This is a genomic window from Flintibacter faecis (genome assembly GCF_014287875.1).
Classification (GTDB): Bacteria; Bacillota; Clostridia; order Oscillospirales; family Oscillospiraceae; genus Lawsonibacter; species Lawsonibacter faecis_A.
The window spans coordinates 1-18,676 of sequence record NZ_JACOPN010000009.1; the positions used below are offsets into that span (position 1 = coordinate 1).

General features: G+C 58.7%; 17 protein-coding genes, 1 tRNA gene, 1 other RNA gene and 1 riboswitch. Of the genes, 11 read left to right on the forward strand and 8 right to left on the reverse strand.

The annotated features are described in order from the left end of the window. A partial coding sequence (locus H8S55_RS11905; RefSeq protein ID WP_366467942.1) for a radical SAM protein occupies positions 1-546 on the forward strand: 546 nt, incomplete at its 5' end. A gap of 325 nt (positions 547-871) precedes the next feature. Here H8S55_RS11905 and H8S55_RS11910 read toward each other — a convergent pair. The 4 genes from H8S55_RS11910 to H8S55_RS11925 form a co-directional block, all read right to left on the reverse strand. Continuing rightward, positions 872-947 (reverse strand) — tRNA-Val (locus tag H8S55_RS11910). A gap of 161 nt (positions 948-1,108) precedes the next feature. Next, positions 1,109-2,596 carry a peptidylprolyl isomerase gene (locus tag H8S55_RS11915; RefSeq protein ID WP_186879144.1) on the reverse strand — a complete coding sequence of 496 codons (1,488 nt, stop codon included), beginning with the start codon at positions 2,594-2,596 and terminating at the stop codon, positions 1,109-1,111. Between the two features lie 225 nt (positions 2,597-2,821). Then, positions 2,822-3,020, reverse strand: a non-coding RNA gene (ssrS, locus tag H8S55_RS11920) — 6S RNA. Positions 3,021-3,031: 11 nt separating this feature from the next. Then, positions 3,032-3,346, reverse strand: a complete 315-nt coding sequence (locus H8S55_RS11925; RefSeq protein WP_147563842.1) for a DUF1292 domain-containing protein — start codon at positions 3,344-3,346, stop codon at positions 3,032-3,034. A 275-nt stretch (positions 3,347-3,621) separates the two neighbouring features. On the opposite strand from H8S55_RS11925, the gene H8S55_RS11930 reads away from it, so the two are divergent. The 5 genes from H8S55_RS11930 (at position 3,622) to H8S55_RS11950 (ending at position 10,425) form a co-directional block, all read left to right on the forward strand. Further along, complete coding sequence (locus tag H8S55_RS11930; protein ID WP_147563843.1) at positions 3,622-3,930, forward strand: helix-turn-helix domain-containing protein; 309 nt, start codon at positions 3,622-3,624, stop codon at positions 3,928-3,930. A 514-nt stretch (positions 3,931-4,444) separates the two neighbouring features. Next, entirely contained in the window at positions 4,445-7,102 is a 2,658-nt protein-coding gene (locus tag H8S55_RS11935; protein WP_186879145.1) for a transglycosylase domain-containing protein, read from the forward strand. A gap of 289 nt (positions 7,103-7,391) precedes the next feature. Beyond that, positions 7,392-7,832, forward strand: coding sequence for an ACT domain-containing protein (locus H8S55_RS11940; protein WP_147563845.1), 441 nt, complete (start codon positions 7,392-7,394; stop codon positions 7,830-7,832). 64 nt (positions 7,833-7,896) lie between these two features. Then, the gene (locus H8S55_RS11945) at positions 7,897-9,108 is read left to right on the forward strand and encodes a homoserine dehydrogenase (RefSeq protein ID WP_186879146.1); all 1,212 of its coding nucleotides are present in this window, start codon (positions 7,897-7,899) and stop codon (positions 9,106-9,108) included. Positions 9,109-9,201: 93 nt separating this feature from the next. Further along, positions 9,202-10,425, forward strand: coding sequence for an aspartate kinase (locus tag H8S55_RS11950; RefSeq protein WP_147563847.1), 1,224 nt, complete (start codon positions 9,202-9,204; stop codon positions 10,423-10,425). A gap of 498 nt (positions 10,426-10,923) precedes the next feature. Here H8S55_RS11950 and rpsI read toward each other — a convergent pair whose 3' ends face one another. Together rpsI and rplM are read right to left on the reverse strand one after the other, a co-directional pair. Next, the gene (gene rpsI / locus H8S55_RS11955; protein WP_147563902.1) at positions 10,924-11,328 is read right to left on the reverse strand and encodes a 30S ribosomal protein S9; all 405 of its coding nucleotides are present in this window, start codon (positions 11,326-11,328) and stop codon (positions 10,924-10,926) included. A gap of 16 nt (positions 11,329-11,344) precedes the next feature. Next, a complete protein-coding gene (gene rplM, locus H8S55_RS11960; protein ID WP_147563901.1) occupies positions 11,345-11,776 on the reverse strand; it encodes a 50S ribosomal protein L13 in 432 nt (143 codons plus the stop codon). Between the two features lie 276 nt (positions 11,777-12,052). On the opposite strand from rplM, the gene H8S55_RS11965 reads away from it, so the two are divergent. Then, positions 12,053-12,793 (forward strand): tRNA 2-thiocytidine biosynthesis TtcA family protein, encoded by a 741-nt coding sequence (locus tag H8S55_RS11965; protein ID WP_147563900.1) that lies wholly within the window; start codon positions 12,053-12,055, stop codon positions 12,791-12,793. Positions 12,794-12,815: 22 nt separating this feature from the next. Here the strand turns inward: H8S55_RS11965 and H8S55_RS11970 are convergent, their stop codons facing one another. Continuing rightward, positions 12,816-13,049 carry a helix-turn-helix domain-containing protein gene (locus H8S55_RS11970; protein WP_366467947.1) on the reverse strand — a complete coding sequence of 78 codons (234 nt, stop codon included), beginning with the start codon at positions 13,047-13,049 and terminating at the stop codon, positions 12,816-12,818. Positions 13,050-13,083: 34 nt separating this feature from the next. Continuing rightward, complete coding sequence (locus H8S55_RS11975) at positions 13,084-13,944, reverse strand: rhomboid family intramembrane serine protease (protein ID WP_243200601.1); 861 nt, start codon at positions 13,942-13,944, stop codon at positions 13,084-13,086. Between the two features lie 202 nt (positions 13,945-14,146). Between H8S55_RS11975 and H8S55_RS11980 the strand changes: the two genes are divergently transcribed. From H8S55_RS11980 to metK, 4 genes are all read left to right on the forward strand, one after another. After that, on the forward strand, positions 14,147-15,391 hold the full coding sequence (locus H8S55_RS11980) for an adenosylhomocysteinase (protein ID WP_186879147.1): 1,245 nt from the start codon (positions 14,147-14,149) through the stop codon (positions 15,389-15,391). 103 nt (positions 15,392-15,494) lie between these two features. Then, the gene (locus tag H8S55_RS11985) at positions 15,495-15,998 is read left to right on the forward strand and encodes a GreA/GreB family elongation factor (protein ID WP_186879148.1); all 504 of its coding nucleotides are present in this window, start codon (positions 15,495-15,497) and stop codon (positions 15,996-15,998) included. Positions 15,999-16,189: 191 nt separating this feature from the next. Beyond that, the gene (locus tag H8S55_RS11990) at positions 16,190-17,101 is read left to right on the forward strand and encodes a 3-hydroxyacyl-CoA dehydrogenase family protein (RefSeq protein WP_147563896.1); all 912 of its coding nucleotides are present in this window, start codon (positions 16,190-16,192) and stop codon (positions 17,099-17,101) included. A gap of 121 nt (positions 17,102-17,222) precedes the next feature. Further along, a riboswitch (SAM riboswitch) is annotated at positions 17,223-17,321 on the forward strand. Positions 17,322-17,392: 71 nt separating this feature from the next. Continuing rightward, positions 17,393-18,574 (forward strand): methionine adenosyltransferase, encoded by a 1,182-nt coding sequence (gene metK / locus H8S55_RS11995; protein ID WP_186879149.1) that lies wholly within the window; start codon positions 17,393-17,395, stop codon positions 18,572-18,574. Positions 18,575-18,676 lie beyond the last annotated feature (102 nt).

An 18,676-nucleotide genomic window follows, 5' to 3' on the forward strand; every position in this document is an offset into this window, starting at 1 on the left:
GATCTTGTGGTACGGGATATTGATCTGCTGAAGAACCTTGGACGAGTGACCGTTTCATGGTCGATCAACACACTGGATGAAAATTTCAAGAACGATATGGACTCTGCTTCGAGCATTGAGCGGCGCATCGCTGCTATGAAGCAGGTATATGATGCAGGTATCCGTACAGTCTGTTTCGTATCTCCGGTATTCCCTGGCATCACGGATTTTGAATCCATCTTTGAGCGGGTAAAGGATCAGTGTGATCTGTTCTGGCTCGAAAACCTCAATCTTCGGGGCGGCTTCAAGAAGACGATCATGGAATATATCGCCGGAAAATATCCTGACCTTGTACCGCTTTACGATGAGATCTATAACAAGCATAACCGCAGCTACTTTGAAGCGCTTGAAGTAAAAGCTGAGGAAATGGCTAAGAAGTATGATTGTCCCTTTGTGGATAATGAAATGCCTTATGGAAGAGTCCCGCAGGGACATCCGGTGATCGTGGATTATTTCTATCATGAGGAAATCCGAGGGACAGAAAATACCGGAAAAAGAAATCGTTAAAGAGAAATTTTGTGAGAACTTTGAACGAGGGAGACTCCTCGTCCGAAGGTCAAGAAGGTGCAATCGAGAAGATTTAAAACAATTCCACTTTGTTGAACTAAGCCGAGTATACCACATCCGCCAAGGAAAGAACATCCCTGGTATGACGACCAAGTTCGCACAAAGCGAACTTGATTCCGCAGAACAAAAGGCAGGATACCACCGCCACGGTGATACCCTGCCTTTGTTCGTCTGCCGTTCTGAGCAGTCCTTTCGCAAAACTTTCTGCGAACAAAAACATACCCGAACCCTTTTCATAAAGAACTGGGTTCGGGTACAAACTGTTTGGTGGACGATACAGGACTTGAACCTGTGACCTCCCGCACGTCAAGCGGATGCTCTACCAGCTGAGCTAATCGTCCGTGCTCGTCAGAACATTGATTAGTATAACTGCTGATGCAGCGTTTGTCAACAGTTTTTTTCGTTTTTTTGAAAAAACTCTGATTTTCTCACCAGCGGTCTGTTTGGGGGCAAAAAGCACCCCGGGACGGCTGGCATCCCGGGGTGTTTGTTTGGGTTCAGATCACTGGACGAACTTCAGGCCCAGGCCGGTGGTGTAGGACACCTTTTCCTTGGCGGCGTTCTGCCAGGTGGTGTAATCATTGTTCTCCATGGCGGTCTTGGCGGTGAGCTTCCACACGGGGTCGCCGTCCCGGCCCACGAAATACATGATGTGCCAGCCCTTCACGCTGCTGCCGGTGTTCTGAACGATACCGGTATCGCCGGGCCGGCGGGCGGCATCCAGGGCCCAGTCGGTAAAGGTGGACACATAGCCGGAGCCGGAGTAGATGTCGGTGATGAGACCGCCGTCGGCGGCGGAACCGGTGTCGGCGCTGTTGGCCTTGGCCAGTTCAGCAAAGGATTCCTGGGTGGCGGGGCCGGACTTCCACTGCTCCAGCAGCTCCTCGGCCTTTGTCTTGGCGGCGGCGTACTGGTCCTCGGTGGGCTCGGAGGCACCCTCGTCCTGCTCTGCAGCCACCAGGATGTGGCGGACGGTGGCGGTGTTCTCATCGTTGCGGGCGCGGCCCTCGAAGCGGACCACATAGTAATAATAGCTGGAAGGACCGGCATCATACTCGCTGAGGGTCACATCCTCCTTCTGGCGGGCGGTGTCCTGGGCCCACTGGGCATAGGAGGCAGAGGCCACGCTGCTGCCGGACATGACCTGAGAGACGCTGGGGTCGCCGGTGAGCTGGTCGGCGTACTCCTGGGCCAGCTGGGCGGGGTCCTCCCCGGCCTCCAGCTTGGACTGGAGCTCCTGGGCCTGGGCCTGCTTCTCGGTCTTGGCCTGCTCCAGGGCGGCGGTCTTCTCGTCGTCGGTCATCTCAATGGCGTTGCCGTCGGCATCCACGGTGTCCACCGTGGCGTTGAACACAAACTGAGTGAGGGTGTACTCGTCCAGGGTGTTGGCGTTCTCCTGGTAATACTTCTCATAGTCGGCATCGGAATAGCTCAGGCCATCCGAGAACTGGGTGGAGTACTCGCTCACCCGCATATCCCGGGTGAACAGCTCCACCAGCCGGTCATAGGTCATATAGGGGCCGTAGTTGGCGCGGATAAAGGCATCCCGGCTCTGATAACCGGCAGAGACCCACTGCTCCTCCAGCTGCTTGAGCTGGTCGTCCACCTGGGTCTGGGTGTCGTCGGACATGGCAAAGCCCTCTTCCCCGGCCTGCTTATCCAGGGCGGCGCAGGTGACCAGGCGCTCCACAGCCTGGCTCTTCAGATAGTCATACATGGTCTCCCCGGTGGTGCTGTTCATGGTCATGGACTTCAGGGAGGAGGTGGAGCTGATGCCGTTTTGCAGCATCAGGCTGCGCAGGTAATACTGTACGTCGGCGGCGGAGTACTTCTCCCCGTCCACGGTGACGGCAGCGGCATTGCGCTGGATGATCCCGGTGTTCCAAACCAGCAGGAAAGCCACCAACACCACGCTCAGCACGCCCACTACGGCGTACTTCACGTTGCTGTGCTTCTCCTCCTGGGCTTTTTTGTGCTTGTTCTCACTCACGGTTTGTTCAGTCCTCTCAAAGTGATGGCTGCCCTTTGGCGGCGTTTCCAGGGTATTATACTAAAAAACCGCCCCGATGACAAGAGGGCGGCGGCATCTGTGGCACGGATTTACATTTTGTTTACGTTATTTTTTGTCTTCCGCCCTGACCTCCATAAACGGAAAACCGTGCAAAAGAAAGGACCGCAGCGCCTGTGCGCCGCGGCCAAAAGAATTTCTTTTTCTATATCCCCCGCTCTGGCCGTGTGAACCCGTTTAGAACCTGCACGAAATGGCAGGTGGGTCGCTTCCACGCCGTTTATCTGCTTCCAACTTCCAACGCACCTCAAAGGGGGCCGGGAGGCCTGCAAGCCACGCCGTGAGTTGGCGTCCCGTTTAAGAAATGTGGGTTTAAAAGAGCCCATCACGCACCGAGCAGGAAGATATGTGGTGCGTTTATTGATCGTCCTCGTCCTCGAAGAAGCGCTCCATAAACAGATTATAGATGGCATCCAGCTCCTCGTCCGTGTCCGGGGTGGAGAGGATCTCCTCGCCGTTCTCCTCGATGGCCTTCATGATGACCAGACCGAACTCCTCGTCGTCCGCATCCACGTCCACGGGCTCTCCGGTCTCCTCATCCTCTTCCACAGCGGGAAGCATGGCATAATAGGTGACGCCCTCGTGCTCCAGGGTGTCGATCAGCTCCAACTCGAATTCGTTGCCGTCTTCGTCGGTGACTGAGATAAAATCGGGGCCGAACTCTTCACTCATGCAGAGGGCACCTCCTTGCTTTGATGACCCTATTTTACCCCGTCAGCGGAAAAAATGCAAGAGCCGGGGCTGTAAATTTTTGCAGAGCAAATTTTGGGCAGTTTTACCGGCTTTTTTGTGCATACCTTATCCGCTTCCGTACACTTTATCCTGGCAGTAAAATTCCTCCGATCATCCATGTCGTTTAATCAAGTCATACAAACGATACATGTGAACAGTATTATGTCATTCAACAAAACGGTAAAATAGATTCAGAACAGAAAGGTGGCGAGAGGATGGATACACTTCAGCGGCTGCACCAGCTATTGGACGAGCGGGGATGGTCGGAATACCGGCTGGCCAAGAATTGCGGTCTTTCCAACTCCACCATTGCAAACATCTACCACCGCAACACGGTTCCGTCCATCACCACGCTGGAAGCGATCTGTGCCGGATTCGGCATCTCCCTGTCTCAATTCTTTGCTGAGGGAGAAATGGTAGAATTGACACCGGAACTGAAAGAGCTGTTCGACAGCTGGGTAGACTTGACGCTGCCGCAAAAGGCCGCCATTCTGCAAACGATAAAAGCCATGCGCCACAATTAAAATCGACTTTTGGGGAAGCCCGCTCTGGGCTTCCTCTTTTTCGCAATTGCGGGGACGATATGTTTTCTGCAACATCAGCCTCCCTTGTCAAAGGCCGATTCCCCTTATCAAGGGGAAATGTCCCGAAGGGACAAAAGGGATAGGGCTAGGTGGCACGGGCGCAGCCCGTGACGGAAGGATTCCGGCCACAGGAAAGCTGCCAGGAAACCGGGTCCCTCAGTCAGCTTCGCTGACAGCCCCTTTTCACAAAGGGGCAAGGGACGAGAGTTACGGATTGCCACGTCGACCCGCTGGGTCTCCTCGCAATGACAGAGCCGTGACTGAGAGGGTGGGCCGTTAAAACCGCCCTCTGTCACAGCTTACAGTGGACAAACGAGTAAAATATGGTATAATGTTATTTGTCTTTTTGCTGCTGCTTTGGGCAGCTGGGACAAAAGTACCCTGGAAAGTTTCGTTCTTTCCGTTCAATATGACCGTCGAGGGCGGCTTGCCGCACCCGACTGGAGGTAACAACGTGTCAGATCAGTATCATTCCGACCGCTCGCTTTATGAAAACAGCGACTATCCCCCCCGCCGCCATCCCAGCCGGGAGGCGGAGCACACCCACGAAGACCGCCGGGCCGCGCCGCGGCGGAGCCGCTCCCGCCGGCCGCGCCGGGAACACGGACGGCTGTCCTTTATCCTGGGCACTCTGCTGCTGGTATTCCTGTGCACAGGGGCCATTCTGTGCTGCTTTGCCGCCGTATATGTCAAAACGGTGATCTTCCCCATGGCCGACCTGAGCCTGGACGACTTCACCCTGGGGCAAAACAGCGTGATGTATTACACCGACCCGGACACCGGGGAGGACAAGGAGCTGGTCACCCTCCTCAGCGACACCAGCTCCATCTGGGTGGACTATGACGACATCCCCCAGGATCTCATCAACGCCGCCGTGGCCATTGAGGACAAGCGGTTCTGGGACCACTCCGGCGTGGACTGGAGGCGCACATCCAAGGCTGTTCTGGACATGTTCACCGGCGGAGATATCTCCGGCGGGTCCACCATCACCCAGCAGCTCATCAAAAACCTCACCGGCTATAACGAGACCACCGTCAAGCGCAAGGTCACCGAGATCGTCCGGGCCCTGCGCTTCACCCAGAACAACTCCAAGGAGGACACCATCACCTGGTACCTCAACGTCATCCCCCTGGGCAGCCGGTGTGAGGGGGTTGGCTCCGCCGCCTACACCTATTTCGGCAAGTCCGTGTCCGAACTGGACCTGGCCGAGTGCGCCAGCCTGATCTCCATCACCAACAACCCCTCCCGCTACGGGCCCTATTCCCTGGCCCGGGTGAAAAACAAGGAGGGCGAGGTGTGGGATGCCAAGCAGTGGAACAAGTGGCGGCAGGAGAATGTGCTGGACCAGATGCTGGCCCAGGGCATGATCACCCAGGCCGAGCATGACCAGGCCGTGGCCGAAGAGCTGGTCTTCGTCCGGGGCGAAAACGCCGCCTCCAGCGAGCAGGAGGTGTATTCCTGGTATGAGGAGACCGTCCTGTCCGACGTGAAGCAGGATCTGAAAGAGAAGTATGACCTGTCCGACAAGCGGGTGGCCCAGCTGCTCAGCCGGGGCGGTCTGCGCATCTATACCTGTATCGATCCCAAGATCCAGGCCATCGCAGAGGAGGTCTATTCCAACCGGGCCAACCTGAACTATACCTCCGCCCGGGGCAACGCCATGCAGTCCTCCATCACCATCGTCGACAATTCCACCGGCGACGTGGTGGCCATTGTGGGCCAGTTCGGGGAAAAGACCCAGAACCTGCTGAATAACTACGCCAACACCGCCCAGCGGCAGCCGGGCTCGTCCTTAAAGCCCCTGTCTGTCTATTCCCCGGCCATCGAGCTGGGCAAGGTCTCCCCCATCTCGGTGGTGGATGACTACCCCTATAACGACAGCAACGGCACCGGCTGGCCCATCAACTCGGGTGCCGCCCGGTACAAGGGCCTGACCACGGTGCGCAGCGGCCTGACCCACTCGGTGAACACCATCGCCGTGCGCCTGCTGGCCGACATGGTCACCCCCCAGGAGAGCTTCAACTTTGTCCAGAACCGGTATCACATCGATTTGGTAGACTCTATGATCTCCAAAAACGGTAAGGTGAGCAGCGATATCGACGTGGCCCCTCTGGCCATGGGCGGCCTGACCAAGGGCGTGTGTACCCGTGACATGGCCGAAGCCTTTGCCACCTTCCCCAACAAGGGCGTGTACACCTATTCCCGCACCTATACCCGGGTGGAGGACAGCACGGGCAAGGTCCTGCTGGACAACAGCACCGTGCATGAGCCCGTCATCAAGGAGTCCACCGCCTATTATATGAACTCCATGCTCCGGGACGTGGTCACCAGCGGTACGGGCTACGAGGCCGCCCTGTCCAACATGACCGCCGCCGGCAAGACGGGTACTACCAGCCAGAACTATGACCGGTGGTTCGTGGGCTATACCCCCTATTACACCGCTGCCGTTTGGACCGGCTATGATCAGAACGAGAAGATGCGCACCTCGGGCAACCCCGCCGCCCAGCTGTGGAAAAAGGTGATGAGCCAGGTCCACCAGGGGCTGGAAAACAAGTCCTTCTTCTCTGCCAACGGCCTGAAGAGCGTGCAGTACTGCCTGGACAGCGGCATGCTGGCCACAGAGTACTGCGCCATGGACCCCCGGGGCAGCCGTGCCGCCAGCGACTCCGTCTTCCAGAGCGACGTGCCCACCGGGGCCTGCACCATCCACACCGCCGACAGTGTGGTGCGCATGTGCAAGGACTCCCCCATTCTGGGCTCTAACGGCAATCCCACCGGACTCTATCACCTGGCCGGGGAGTACTGCCCGGAGGAGAGCATCATCACCATGTGCCTGCCCGACTATGACCGCAAGCAGATCGGCACCGCCACCGCCAATGACAACATGTACCGCAAGAGCGTGGTGGAGTCCTACGGCAGCTGTGAGGTCCACACCTCCAGCACTGTGGTCCCCGACCCGGCCCCCGCTGACCCGGAAGACCCGGACGAGCCCGCCCCCGATCCCTCCGGCTCCAGCACCGACCCCGCCGCTCCCAGCGAGCCCGGTGGAAACACCGGTGGACAGACCCAGCCCACCACACCGGAGCCGCCCCCCTCTCAGGACATCGGGTGAGACAAACCCATTTCGTTATCCACACAAGGCCCTCCGTTTGGGGAAACCCAGGCGGAGGGCCTTGGTTTTATTCCGCGGGGATACCCCCTGTTGTCTCTGCGAAAACATCTGTTTCTGTGTATTGTTGTACAATTCGACGGAAGGGGGAAAAATACGGCTGAATTTTTTTACACTTGTTGGGGAAAGTAACCGTTGCGCCCTCCTCCGACCTGTGCTACAATAGTTCCCATCGGAAAACAAATGCCCGCGCAACACGGACACGCAGGGCGAGTAGACTGGAGGAGAGGCCATGAACACGCCGGCAAAGTATTTCATCGTAGAGGCCGACGCCATGCCCGAGATTTTCCGCAAGGTGGCCGAGGCCAAACGCCTGCTGGAGACCGGGGAGGAAACTACCGTAAACAGTGCCACTCGGGTCGTAGGCATCAGCCGCAGCGCCTTTTATAAATATAAGGACTCTGTCCGCCCCTTCAACGACATGCTTCACGGGCGCATCGTCACGTTCCAGATCCTGTTGAAGGATGAGCCGGGCATTCTGTCCGGCGTGCTGAACGTGTTCGCCGGGACGGGCGTGAACATCCTCACCATCAACCAGAACATCCCCGCCAACGGCTGCGCCGTGGTCACCATGACTGCGGAGACCTCTACACTCCGCCGCTCTCTGGAGGATGTCCTGGGGGATGCCAAGGCCAGCCCCGGGGTGCTCAAGTGCGAGATACTGGCCGGATGATCTTCGACTTTCGGCGGCGGGCCGGACAGCCCGACCGCAAGACAGAAACTATGAGGTGAATGCAATGGTAAACGTAGCGATTTTGGGTTTTGGCACTGTGGGCTCCGGCGTGGCCGAGGTGCTGACGAAAAACGGCGGTCTCATTGACCAGCGGGTGGACGATCTGCTCCGCCTGAAATACATCCTGGACGTGCGGGATTTCCCCGACAGCCCCTATAAGGATTGCTTTGTAAAGGACTTCTCCGTCATCGAGAACGACCCCGAGGTGGACATCGTGGTGGAGACCATCGGCGGTGCCAAGATCGCCCTGGACTTTACCACCCGGGCCCTGAAGGCGGGCAAGAGCGTGGTCACCTCCAACAAGGAGCTGGTGGCCACCCACGGCTATGAGCTGCTTCAGCTGGCCAAGGAGCACGGCGTGAGCTATCTGTTCGAGGCCAGCGTGGGCGGCGGCATCCCCATCCTGCGGCCCCTCACCTCCTGCCTGGCGGCCAACGAGCTGACCCAGGTCACCGGCATTCTCAACGGCACCACCAACTATATCCTCACCCGGATGATCAAGGCCGGTCTCACCTTTGAGCAGGCCCTGAAGGAGGCCCAGGACAACGGCTATGCCGAAAAGGACCCCACCGCCGACGTGGACGGCCACGATGCCTGCCGGAAGATCTGCATTCTGGCCGCCCTGTCCTTCGGTCAGCATGTCTATCCCGACCAGGTGCCCACCGAGGGTATCCGCAACGTCACCCTGGAGGACGTGGCCTATGCCGACTCCTGCGGCTATAAGATCAAGCTGCTGGGCCGCTGCATCCGCCAGCCAGAGGGCAAGGTGTGCGCCTTTGTGGCCCCCCACCTGGTGCCCGCCAGCAATCCTCTCTCCGGCGTGGAGGACGTGTTCAACGCCATCGCCGTCACCGGCAACGCCATCGGTGACGTGATGTTCTATGGCCGGGGGGCTGGCAAGCTGCCCACTGCCTCCGCCGTGGTGGCAGACGTAATTGACATCGCCAAGGACCTGAAGCGGGATCACCGCAACGAGTGGGGCCCCGGTGCCACCGATCTGGTGGTCTCCCCCGACATCATCACCTCCCGGTGGTATGTCCGGGCCCAGGCCCCTGTGGACCAGGTCCGTCTGGCCTGCGGCGATATCCAGCTGCTGGCCCGTGCCGGGGCACCTGCCGGTGAAGTTGCTTTCCTCACCGCGGCCATGACCGAGCCTCAGATCAAGGATAAGCTTCAGAGTCTGGATGTCCGCTCCCGCTTCCGCGTGCTGGACTGAAGTTCGCCCGCCGGGGCGCGGACATAAAATGAAGAGCGGACCATCCGCTTTTCACCGCCTCATATGATTTGACCTTTAGGGGGAACGACACATATGTCACTGATCGTACAAAAATTCGGCGGAACTTCCGTCGCCGATGCCGACCGCATCCGCAATGTGGCCCGCATCATCACCGAAACCTATCGCAAGGGCCACAGCGTTGTGGCTGTCCTCTCCGCCCAGGGCGACACCACCGACGACCTGATTGAAAAGGCCCAGGAGATCAACCCCAGCGCCTCTAAGCGTGAAATGGATATGCTGCTGGCCACCGGCGAACAGATCTCCATCTCCCTGTGCGCCATGGCCATCGAGCGCATGGGCTATCAGGCCGTGTCTCTCACCGGCTGGCAGGCCGGGATGCTCACCGACTCCTCCTACAGCAGCGCCCGGATCAAGCGTATCCGCACCGAGCGCATCCAGAAGGAGCTGGACAAGAAGAAGATCGTGCTGGTGGCCGGCTTCCAGGGCATCAACAAGTATGACGACATCACCACCCTGGGCCGCGGCGGCTCCGACACCTCTGCCGTCGCCCTGGCCGCCGCCCTGCACGCAGACCTGTGCCAGATCTACACCGACGTAGACGGCGTGTACACCGCCGATCCCCGCCATGTCACCGGGGCCCGCAAGCTGGACGAGATCACCTTCGACGAGATGCTGGAGCTGGCCAGCCTGGGTGCTCAGGTGCTGCACAACCGCTCGGTAGAGATGGCAAAGCGGTATAACGTCAATATGGAGGTCCTTTCCAGCTTCAGCGGAAAGCCCGGCACGAAAGTCAAGGAGGTTGTAAAAACCATGGAAAAAATTCACGTCAGCGGCGTTGCCAAGGATAAGAACGTAGCCCGCCTGGCCCTGGTGGGTCTGGCCGATCAGCCCGGCATCGCCTTTAAGATTTTCTCCCTGCTGGCCAAGAAGGACATCAACGTAGACATCATCCTGCAGTCCATCGGCCGGGACGAGAGCAAGGACATCAGCTTCACTGTGGCCCGGGACGACGCCCAGACCGCCAAGGCCATTCTGGAGGAGCTGAAGGAGTCCATCGGCTTTAAGTCCATCCAGGTGGATGACCATGTGGCCAAGGTGTCCATCGTGGGTGCCGGCATGGCCCACAACGCCGGCGTGGCCTCCAAGATGTTCGAGGCCCTGTACTCCGCCGGCATCAACATCCAGATGATCTCCACCAGCGAGATCAAGGTGTCCGTTCTGGTGGACGAGCGGGACGCGGACCGCGCCGTCCAGGCCATCCACGACCGCTTCTTCAGCGAGTTCGGCAACGCCTGAGTTTCTTAAACCAGCAGCTCCCCCGCCCAAGGGTCTCATCCGGGACCTAAGGGCGGGGGAGCTTTTTTGCTTCATGGTTCTATTCCAATCAGAATAATGGGGACAGAGGGATTGCTGCGCCCCTCACATACGATATTGGTCAGCTCATTTTCATACCAGGCGATTCAAATGGCTGTACACCCGGGCCAGCTTCATCCTGCATCTCCCACTGAATGGTGGGCAGGAGATGACGGGCTGGAGACCTCATTCCCCAAGGGAATCGGGACGCACGGGCCTACCGTTTCCTTCTCAAAAATGTCGCCCTTTCGGGAAAAAAACTCCAGCATATAGGGAAATCCCGGCTGGGTCGGACGGTCAAAGCGGTAAAATTGCGGGGTGCCGCTGCTTTTTGTGGCTGCGTGTGACAGAAAACGGCAATGACTGGCAGCGGCTGTCTACAAAAAAGAAAACCCGGGAATCCTTGGGATTCCCGGGTTTGAGGCTTGTAACCCAGATAAATCAGCGCTTGCTGAACTGAGGCGCACGACGGGCGGCTTTGAGGCCGTACTTCTTGCGCTCCTTCATTCTGGGGTCGCGGGTCAGCAGACCGGCGGCCTTCAGGATGGGGCGGTACTCCTCGTTGACCAGCAGCAGGGCGCGGGCAACACCGTGGCGGATCGCGCCGGCCTGGCCGGTGACGCCGCCGCCGGTGACGGTGGCAACGATGTCCACCTTGCCCAGCTGCTCGGTGGCAGCCAGGGGCTGACGGACCAGCAGCTTCAGGGTCTCCAGACCGAAGTACTCGTCGATGTCACGGCCGTTGATGGTGATCGCACCGGTGCCGTTCTGGAACAGATGCACACGGGCCACGGAGGACTTCCGACGGCCGGTGCCATAGAAATAAGGCTTCTTGCTCTTATACATGCTTCGTTACCTCCTCTTACTCGGCGGCCCAGACTTCGGGCTTCTGGGCGGCGTGCTCATGCTCGCCGCCGCGGTAGATGTGCAGACGAGACAGGGAGTCCTTGGTGATGACGTTGCGGGGCATCATGCCGCGAACGGCCAGCTTCATGGCCAGCTCGGGCTTGCTCTGCATCAGGGTGCGGTACTTGACTTCCTTCAGGCCGCCCACCCAGCCGGAGTGGGTACGATAGAACTTCTGATCCAGCTTCTTGCCGGTCAGAACGGCCTTCTCAGCGTTGATGACGATGACAAAGTCACCGCAGTCAGCGTGGGGGGTGTACTCGGGCTTGCGCTTGCCGCGCAGCAGGTCGGCGGCCAGGGCAGCGGTCTTGCCCAGGGGCTTGCCAGCGGCGTCCAGGACATACCACTTACGCACGATGTTCCCCTTGTTTGCCATAAACGTGGACATAGGTGAAACCTCCATTTTCCAATCCTAAATAATGATCTCAACCATTTCTGGTCGCGGATACAAAGATAGCGCCCCGACGCTGTACAATCGGAGCGTTTTGTATTATAGTACGATGGTGGCCGGGTGTCAACGGTCTTTTTGAGAAAAATTGATTTATCTCGATAAAATCTCTCGATTCCTCGTGTTTCCTGTTGTTTGCTCTTTAAATCTCGATTTCAATTTTCGTTTTTCTTTTCTGCTGCGGGAACTTATTTCGTTCCGTCAAGGAGGTTTACCATGAATAAGATCGTATCCCTGGTCCGCCGCTGCGTGGCCGACTATGACATGATACAGCCCGGTGACCGGGTAGCCGTAGGGGTGTCCGGGGGCAAGGACTCCCTCATCCTGCTCACCGCACTGGCAAAACTGCAGACCTTTTACCCCGTGCCCTTCACAGTGGAGGCATTCACCCTGGACATGGGCCACGCAGAGGGGCGCAAGGGGATGGACTTTACGCCTGTGGCCGACTATTGTCAACGTTTGGACGTACCCTATACCCTGCTGAAGAGCGACATCCATCACATGATTTTTGATGTCAAGAAGGAGAAGAACCCCTGCTCTCTGTGCGCCAAGCTCCGCCGGGGTGCCCTGCACCAGGCCATTCAGGAGCGGGGCATTCGGAAGATCGCCCTGGGCCACCACTATGACGACGCCGTGGAGACCTTTTATATGTCCCTTATTTTCGAGGGGCGGCTGTCCTGCTTTCAACCCGTCACCTATCTCAGCCGCACCGACATCACCCAGATCCGCCCCCTGCTCTACTGCGGAGAAAATCTTGTCCGCCACACCGCCCAGCGCCTCCAGCTGCCCGTGGTCCACAATCCGTGTCCCGCTGACGGCTATACCAAGCGCCAAGAGATCAAAGACCTGATCTACGAACTCCAGGGCCGCTATCCCAAACTGAAAGAGCGCACCTTCGGTGCCATGCAAAGGCTGCCCCTGCCAGAGTGGGGAATTTTAAGAGAAAAGCCGGAATAAATGCAAAGACCGCCCTGTTATCTTACAGCGCGGTCTTTTCCTGTACGACATCCAACCCCAAAAAGAAGTCGTCATAGGTACAGTCATAAATCTGTTTTAAGGCAATGAGCACGCTGGCGCGGATATTCAGTTCCCCTGCCTCGTATTTCGCGTAGGTGGTGCGGCCAATGTCGCAGCCCATGCGCTGGAGCTGGACACACAACTTCTCCTGGGACTGGCCGTGCATTCCCCGCAGGCGGCGGAGATTATCGCCCATATTTCGGGCCCGCCGAATTTTTTGCTCCATCCCCTCACTGCACATGCACGTGGTCATTGATATGCTTCATGCAATAGCAGTAATAGCCGTTGCATTTGGAGCAGTAGCGGAACTCCATGTTGGGGTCGTCGGCGTCGGTGATGCCGCAGACGGCACATTTGTGGAGGTAGCCCTTGCGCTGCTGGATGTCCTTTTGGGCCTTTTTGAACTGGATGGTCCGGTGGTTGGTCCGGTAGGCTGCCCGTTCCCGGCCGCGGCCCAGCATCCCCGCCAGGTCCTCCCAGAAGAAGATGAGATAGTTCAAAATGGCGACCACAGGCATCAGCGCCCAGGCCCAGGCCCTGGAGAGCAGATTGCTGACGATGTCATACCCGAACAGCGCTACATCAAACCAGGCCAGCCACTTCACCTTCAGGGGAAGGATGCCATACAGCAGCACCTGCATGTCCGGGTAAAGGGTGGCGAAGGAGAAGAACAGGGACATGTTGACATAATACATGGACACGCCCACATTAAGGACAAAGCCCAGGATCAGGTTCAGCACCACGCCCAGGAAATAGAACACGTTGAACCGGGTGGTGCCCCACTGCCGCTCCAGCGACGTACCCAGCCAATAATAGAAAAAGGTGCTCATCACAAACCACAGCAGGGTGAGCGGCCGACTGGGGTTAAAGCGGTTCAAGGGGATCAGAATAAAGGTGAACAGCCGCCAGATCTGTCCATGGAGCACCGCACTGGGGGAAAACATGAGCATCATGGTGGCGTAGCCACGGGTAACGATATCCAGTACAAAGACGATGACGTTTCCGACGGCGATGTATTTCATCAGTTCGGGAATGCCGAAGTTGGGGTGGTCATAGCAGAACCGGTCCAGCCAGCGGGAGATGGCTTTCATGGACATGCCTCCTCGTTGTGAATTAAACTTTAAAAAATATTCTACCCGCTTTAGGCTGGAAAGTCTATATCTAAACTGTGAATAATTCCGGGACGAAAGCCTTTTTTTGCCCGGGGAAATGTGATAAGATAGTTTGACAAGCACAGGCCGCCCGGTTTTCGGCGGCAGACTATATATCATTATATAATAAGGAGAATCCGCCATGAGTATCGTCAAAGACCCCAGTCTGGCCCCCTCCGGCCGCCAGAAGATCCAGTGGGTGCGGGACTTTATGCCCGCCCTGTCCGGCATCGAGGAGCGCTTTCGCCGGGAGAAGCCCTTTGCCGGGCTGACCATCGCCGTGTCCGTCCACCTGGAGGCCAAAACCGCCAACCTGGGCCTGGTACTGCGGGAGGGCGGGGCCGACGTACATCTCACCGGCTGCAACCCCCTGTCCACCCAGGACGACGTGGCCGCCGCCATGGCCGACCTGGGCGTGGACACCTATGGTGTCCACGGTGTCACCCCGGAGGAGTATGAGGATCTGCTGGTGGAGACCCTGAAGTGCCGCCCCCACCTGATCGTGGACGACGGCGGCGACCTCATCTCCCTGCTGGGGGGCAAGTGCGCCCAGTATGGCGACCGCCTCATCGCCGGGTGCGAGGAGACCACCACCGGCATCCACCGCCTGGTGGCCCGGGAGAAGGCGGGCATCCTCCCCTGCCCCATGATGGCGGTGAACGATGCCAAGGCCAAGCACTACTACGACAACAAATACGGCACCGGCCAGTCCTCCTGGGATGCCATTATGCACACCACCAATCTGATGGTGGCGGGCAAGACGGTGGTGGTGGCCGGCTACGGCTGGTGCGGCAAGGGCATCGCCATGCGGGCCAAGGGCATGGGTGCCAACGTGATCGTCACCGAGGTGGACCCTTTCAAGGCTCTGGAGGCCACCATGGAGAACTTCCGGGTCATGCCCATGGATCAGGCCGCCCGTCTGGGCGATATTTTCGTCACCGCCACCGGCTGCAAAGACGTGATCGTCCGGCGGCACTTTGACGTGATGAAGGACAATGCCATCCTGTGCAACTCCGGCCACTTCGACTGCGAGGTGGACGTGGCCGCCCTGGCGGACATGGCTCAGGAGAACTTCCCCCGCCGGGCAAACATCCAGGGCTACCGCCTGGCCGACGGCCGCACTCTGAACGTGCTGGCAGAGGGCCGCCTGGTCAACCTGGCCGCGGGCAACGGCCACCCGGCGGAGATCATGGATATGTCCTTCGCCGTGCAGGCCCTGTCCCTGGAGTGGCTGGCCCGCCACAAGGACACGCTGGAGAAGAAGGTCTATCAGGTGCCCGACGAGATCGACGATCAGATCGGCCGGGTAAAGCTGGCTGCCATGGGCCTGGCCATCGACCAGCTGACTCAGGAGCAGAAGGACTACCTGGCCGGATGGGAGGCTTAAAAAACCGTTTCATTTTCATCTCTTCACTTTTCTTCTTTAAGTTTGCAGACGAAAAATAGACGGTTTATTTGCGTGGGGCCGCAGGCCCCTTGTGGAGGCAGACATGCACAACGAATTGACCAAAATGGACCTGAAAAAAATGCAGGAGGAGCTGGACTACCGCCGGATCACCCTGCGCCCCCAGCTGCTGGAGGAGGTAAAAGTGGCCCGCTCCTTCGGCGACCTGAGTGAGAACTTTGAATATAAGGCGGCCAAGCGGGACAAGAACAAGAACGAGAGCCGCATTCGCTTTTTGGAAAACATGATCAAAACCGCCGTTGTCATCGAGGACCACTCAGCCAGCGACACCGTGGGCCTTTACGACAAGGTGACAGTGTATCTGGAGGAGGACGGCGAGGAGGAGACCTGGCAGGTGGTGACCACCGTGCGCCAGGACGTGCTCCACGGCCTCATCAGCAAGGAGTCCCCCATGGGGGCAGCCCTCATGGGGAAGCGGGCGGGCGACCGCTTCTGGGTGCAGGTGAACAAGGACTATGGCTATTACGCCGTGGTCCGCACCATTGAGAAGGGTCAGGACGACGGCAGCGCCCAGCTCAACCGCTATTAATGCCGCCTTCCCAGGTATCCCAAGTATCTAAGGTTAAGATAAGACGATTTTTAGACGATTTCCGCTAAGACAGGAAATCGCCGCTGTGCTAAGATATGCAAATGTAAGTGAGCGTTTCTCTTTCCGCAGCTGGAAGGGCGGGATGAGAGACCCAAACATAAAATTCAAAAAAATGAAAAGAGGATATTGCAATGGCGATTCAGAATATCTTTGTTGTCGGCGCCGGTCTGATGGGCAGCGGTATCGCCCAGAACGCCATCACCAGCGGCTTTGATGTCACCCTGAATGATAAGCAGCAGGCCGCCGTGGAGCGCGCCCAGGTGGTCATCAAAAAGGCCCTGGCCCGGGAGGTCAGCAAGGGCCGCATGACCCAGGAGGCCATGGATGAGGCTCTGACCCATCTGACCGTGGACAGCGGCATGGAGGGTGCCAAGAAGGCCGACCTGGTCATCGAGGCCATTTACGAGAACCTGGAGGCCAAGCAGGCCGTGTTCACCGAGCTGGAGGACCTGTGCCCCGCCAAGACCATCTTCGCCTCCAATACCTCCTCCATCTCCCTGACCGCTCTGGCCGCTGCCACGAAGCGTCCCTCCCGCGTGGTCGGCATGCACTTCTTCTCCCCCGTGCCCAAGATGAAGCTGTGCGAGGTCATCTTCGGCCTGCTCACCGAGCAGGAGGTCCTGGACGACATCAAGGAAGTGGGCGAGCGCCTGGGCAAGACCATGATCCTGGCCGACGACAAGCCCGGCTTTATCGTCAACCGCGCTCTGCTGCCCATGCTGAACGAGGCCTGTGTGGTCGTGGGTTCCTTCATCGGCAGCGTTGAGGACATGGACAACGGCATGAAGCTGGGCTGCAACCACCCCATGGGCCCCCTGGAGCTGGCCGACATGGTGGGTCTGGACATTCTGCTGAACGTGATGACCGTGCTGTCTCACGAGTATGGCGAGAAGTATCACCCCTCCCTGCTGCTGCGGAAGATGGTCACTGCCGGCTTCCTGGGCCGCAAGAGCGGTGCCGGCTTCTACATCTACGAGGACGGCAAGAAGGTGGGCGTCAACCCCGTGCTGCAGCGTGAGCACCACTTCTCCGAGGAGCACTGAGTCTCTCTTTTCCCCGATAGAATGCATCCGGCTCTCAGCATTCGCTGGGAGCCGGATTTTTCTCTGAAACCAGTTGACCACCGGAAAAAAAACTGATATAATCAGGATGTAAAATTCAATAGCCTTATCAAGAGTGGTTGAGGGACCGGCCCTATGACACCACGGCAACCTGCTTAAATGCAAGGTGCCAAATCCGGCGAAGCGTATCGCAAGATGAGGGTGTGAAGGCTGTTCGCGCTCCGTCTGGTACGGAGCGTTTTTTCATCCTCCCGACAAGAAAGGAATTTCAAAATGGCAAAAAGATTATTTACTTCCGAATCCGTCACCGAGGGGCATCCCGACAAGATCTGTGACCAGATCTCTGACGCGGTGCTGGATGCCATCCTGGCCAAGGACCCCCAGGCCCGGGTGGCCTGCGAGACCACAGTGACCACCGGCCTGGTCCATGTGATGGGCGAGATCACTACCTCCTGCTATGTGGACATCCCCAAGATCGCCCGCCAGGTGGTGCGGGACATCGGCTATGACCGGGCCAAGTTCGGCTTTGACTGCGACACCTGCGCCGTCATCACCTCTATCGACGAGCAGTCCCCCGACATCGCCATGGGTGTGGACAAGTGCCTGGAGGCCAAGGAGGGGGAGCAGGACGACGGTCTGGACAACGGTGCCGGCGACCAGGGCATGATGTTCGGCTATGCCTGCGACGAGACCCCCGAGCTGATGCCCCTGCCCCTGTCCCTGGCCCACAAGCTGTCCATGCGCCTGACCCAGGTCCGCAAGGACGGTCTGGTGAACTACCTCCGGCCCGACGGCAAGACCCAGGTCACCGTGGAGTACAACGAGGACAACACCCCCAAGCGTATCGACGCGGTGGTGGTATCCACCCAGCACGGCCCCGAGGTCGATCTGGAGCAGATCCGCCGGGACATGATCGACCTGGTCATCAAGCCCATCCTGCCCGCCGACCTGCTGGACGAGGAGACTAAAATTTATGTCAACCCCACTGGCCGTTTTGTGGTGGGCGGCCCCCAGGGGGACTCCGGCCTCACCGGGCGGAAGATCATTGTGGATACCTACGGCGGCAGCGCCCCCCACGGCGGCGGCGCTTTCTCCGGCAAGGACCCCACCAAGGTGGACCGCTCCGCCGCCTATGCCGCCCGCTGGGTGGCCAAGAACGTGGTGGCCGCCGGTCTGGCCCGGCGCTGCCAGGTGCAGCTGGCCTACGCCATCGGTGTGGCCCGCCCCGTCTCCATCCGGGTGGACACCTTCGGCACCGGCACCGTGTCCGATGCCCAGCTGGAACAGGCCGTGGAAAAGACCTTTGACCTGCGCCCCGGTGCCATCATCCGGGACCTGAAGCTCCGCCGCCCCATCTACCGCCAGCTGGCCGCCTATGGCCACTTCGGCCGGGACGACCTGGACCTGACCTGGGAAAAGACCGACCGGGTGGACGCCCTGAAGGCCAACCTGTAAGCAAATTGGAACTTGACCGCCGCCGCGCAGAAATTTTCTTCTGCGCGGCGGTTTTTTCTTGACAAACTTCTCCCGTTGTTTTATTATAACACCGTTATATAA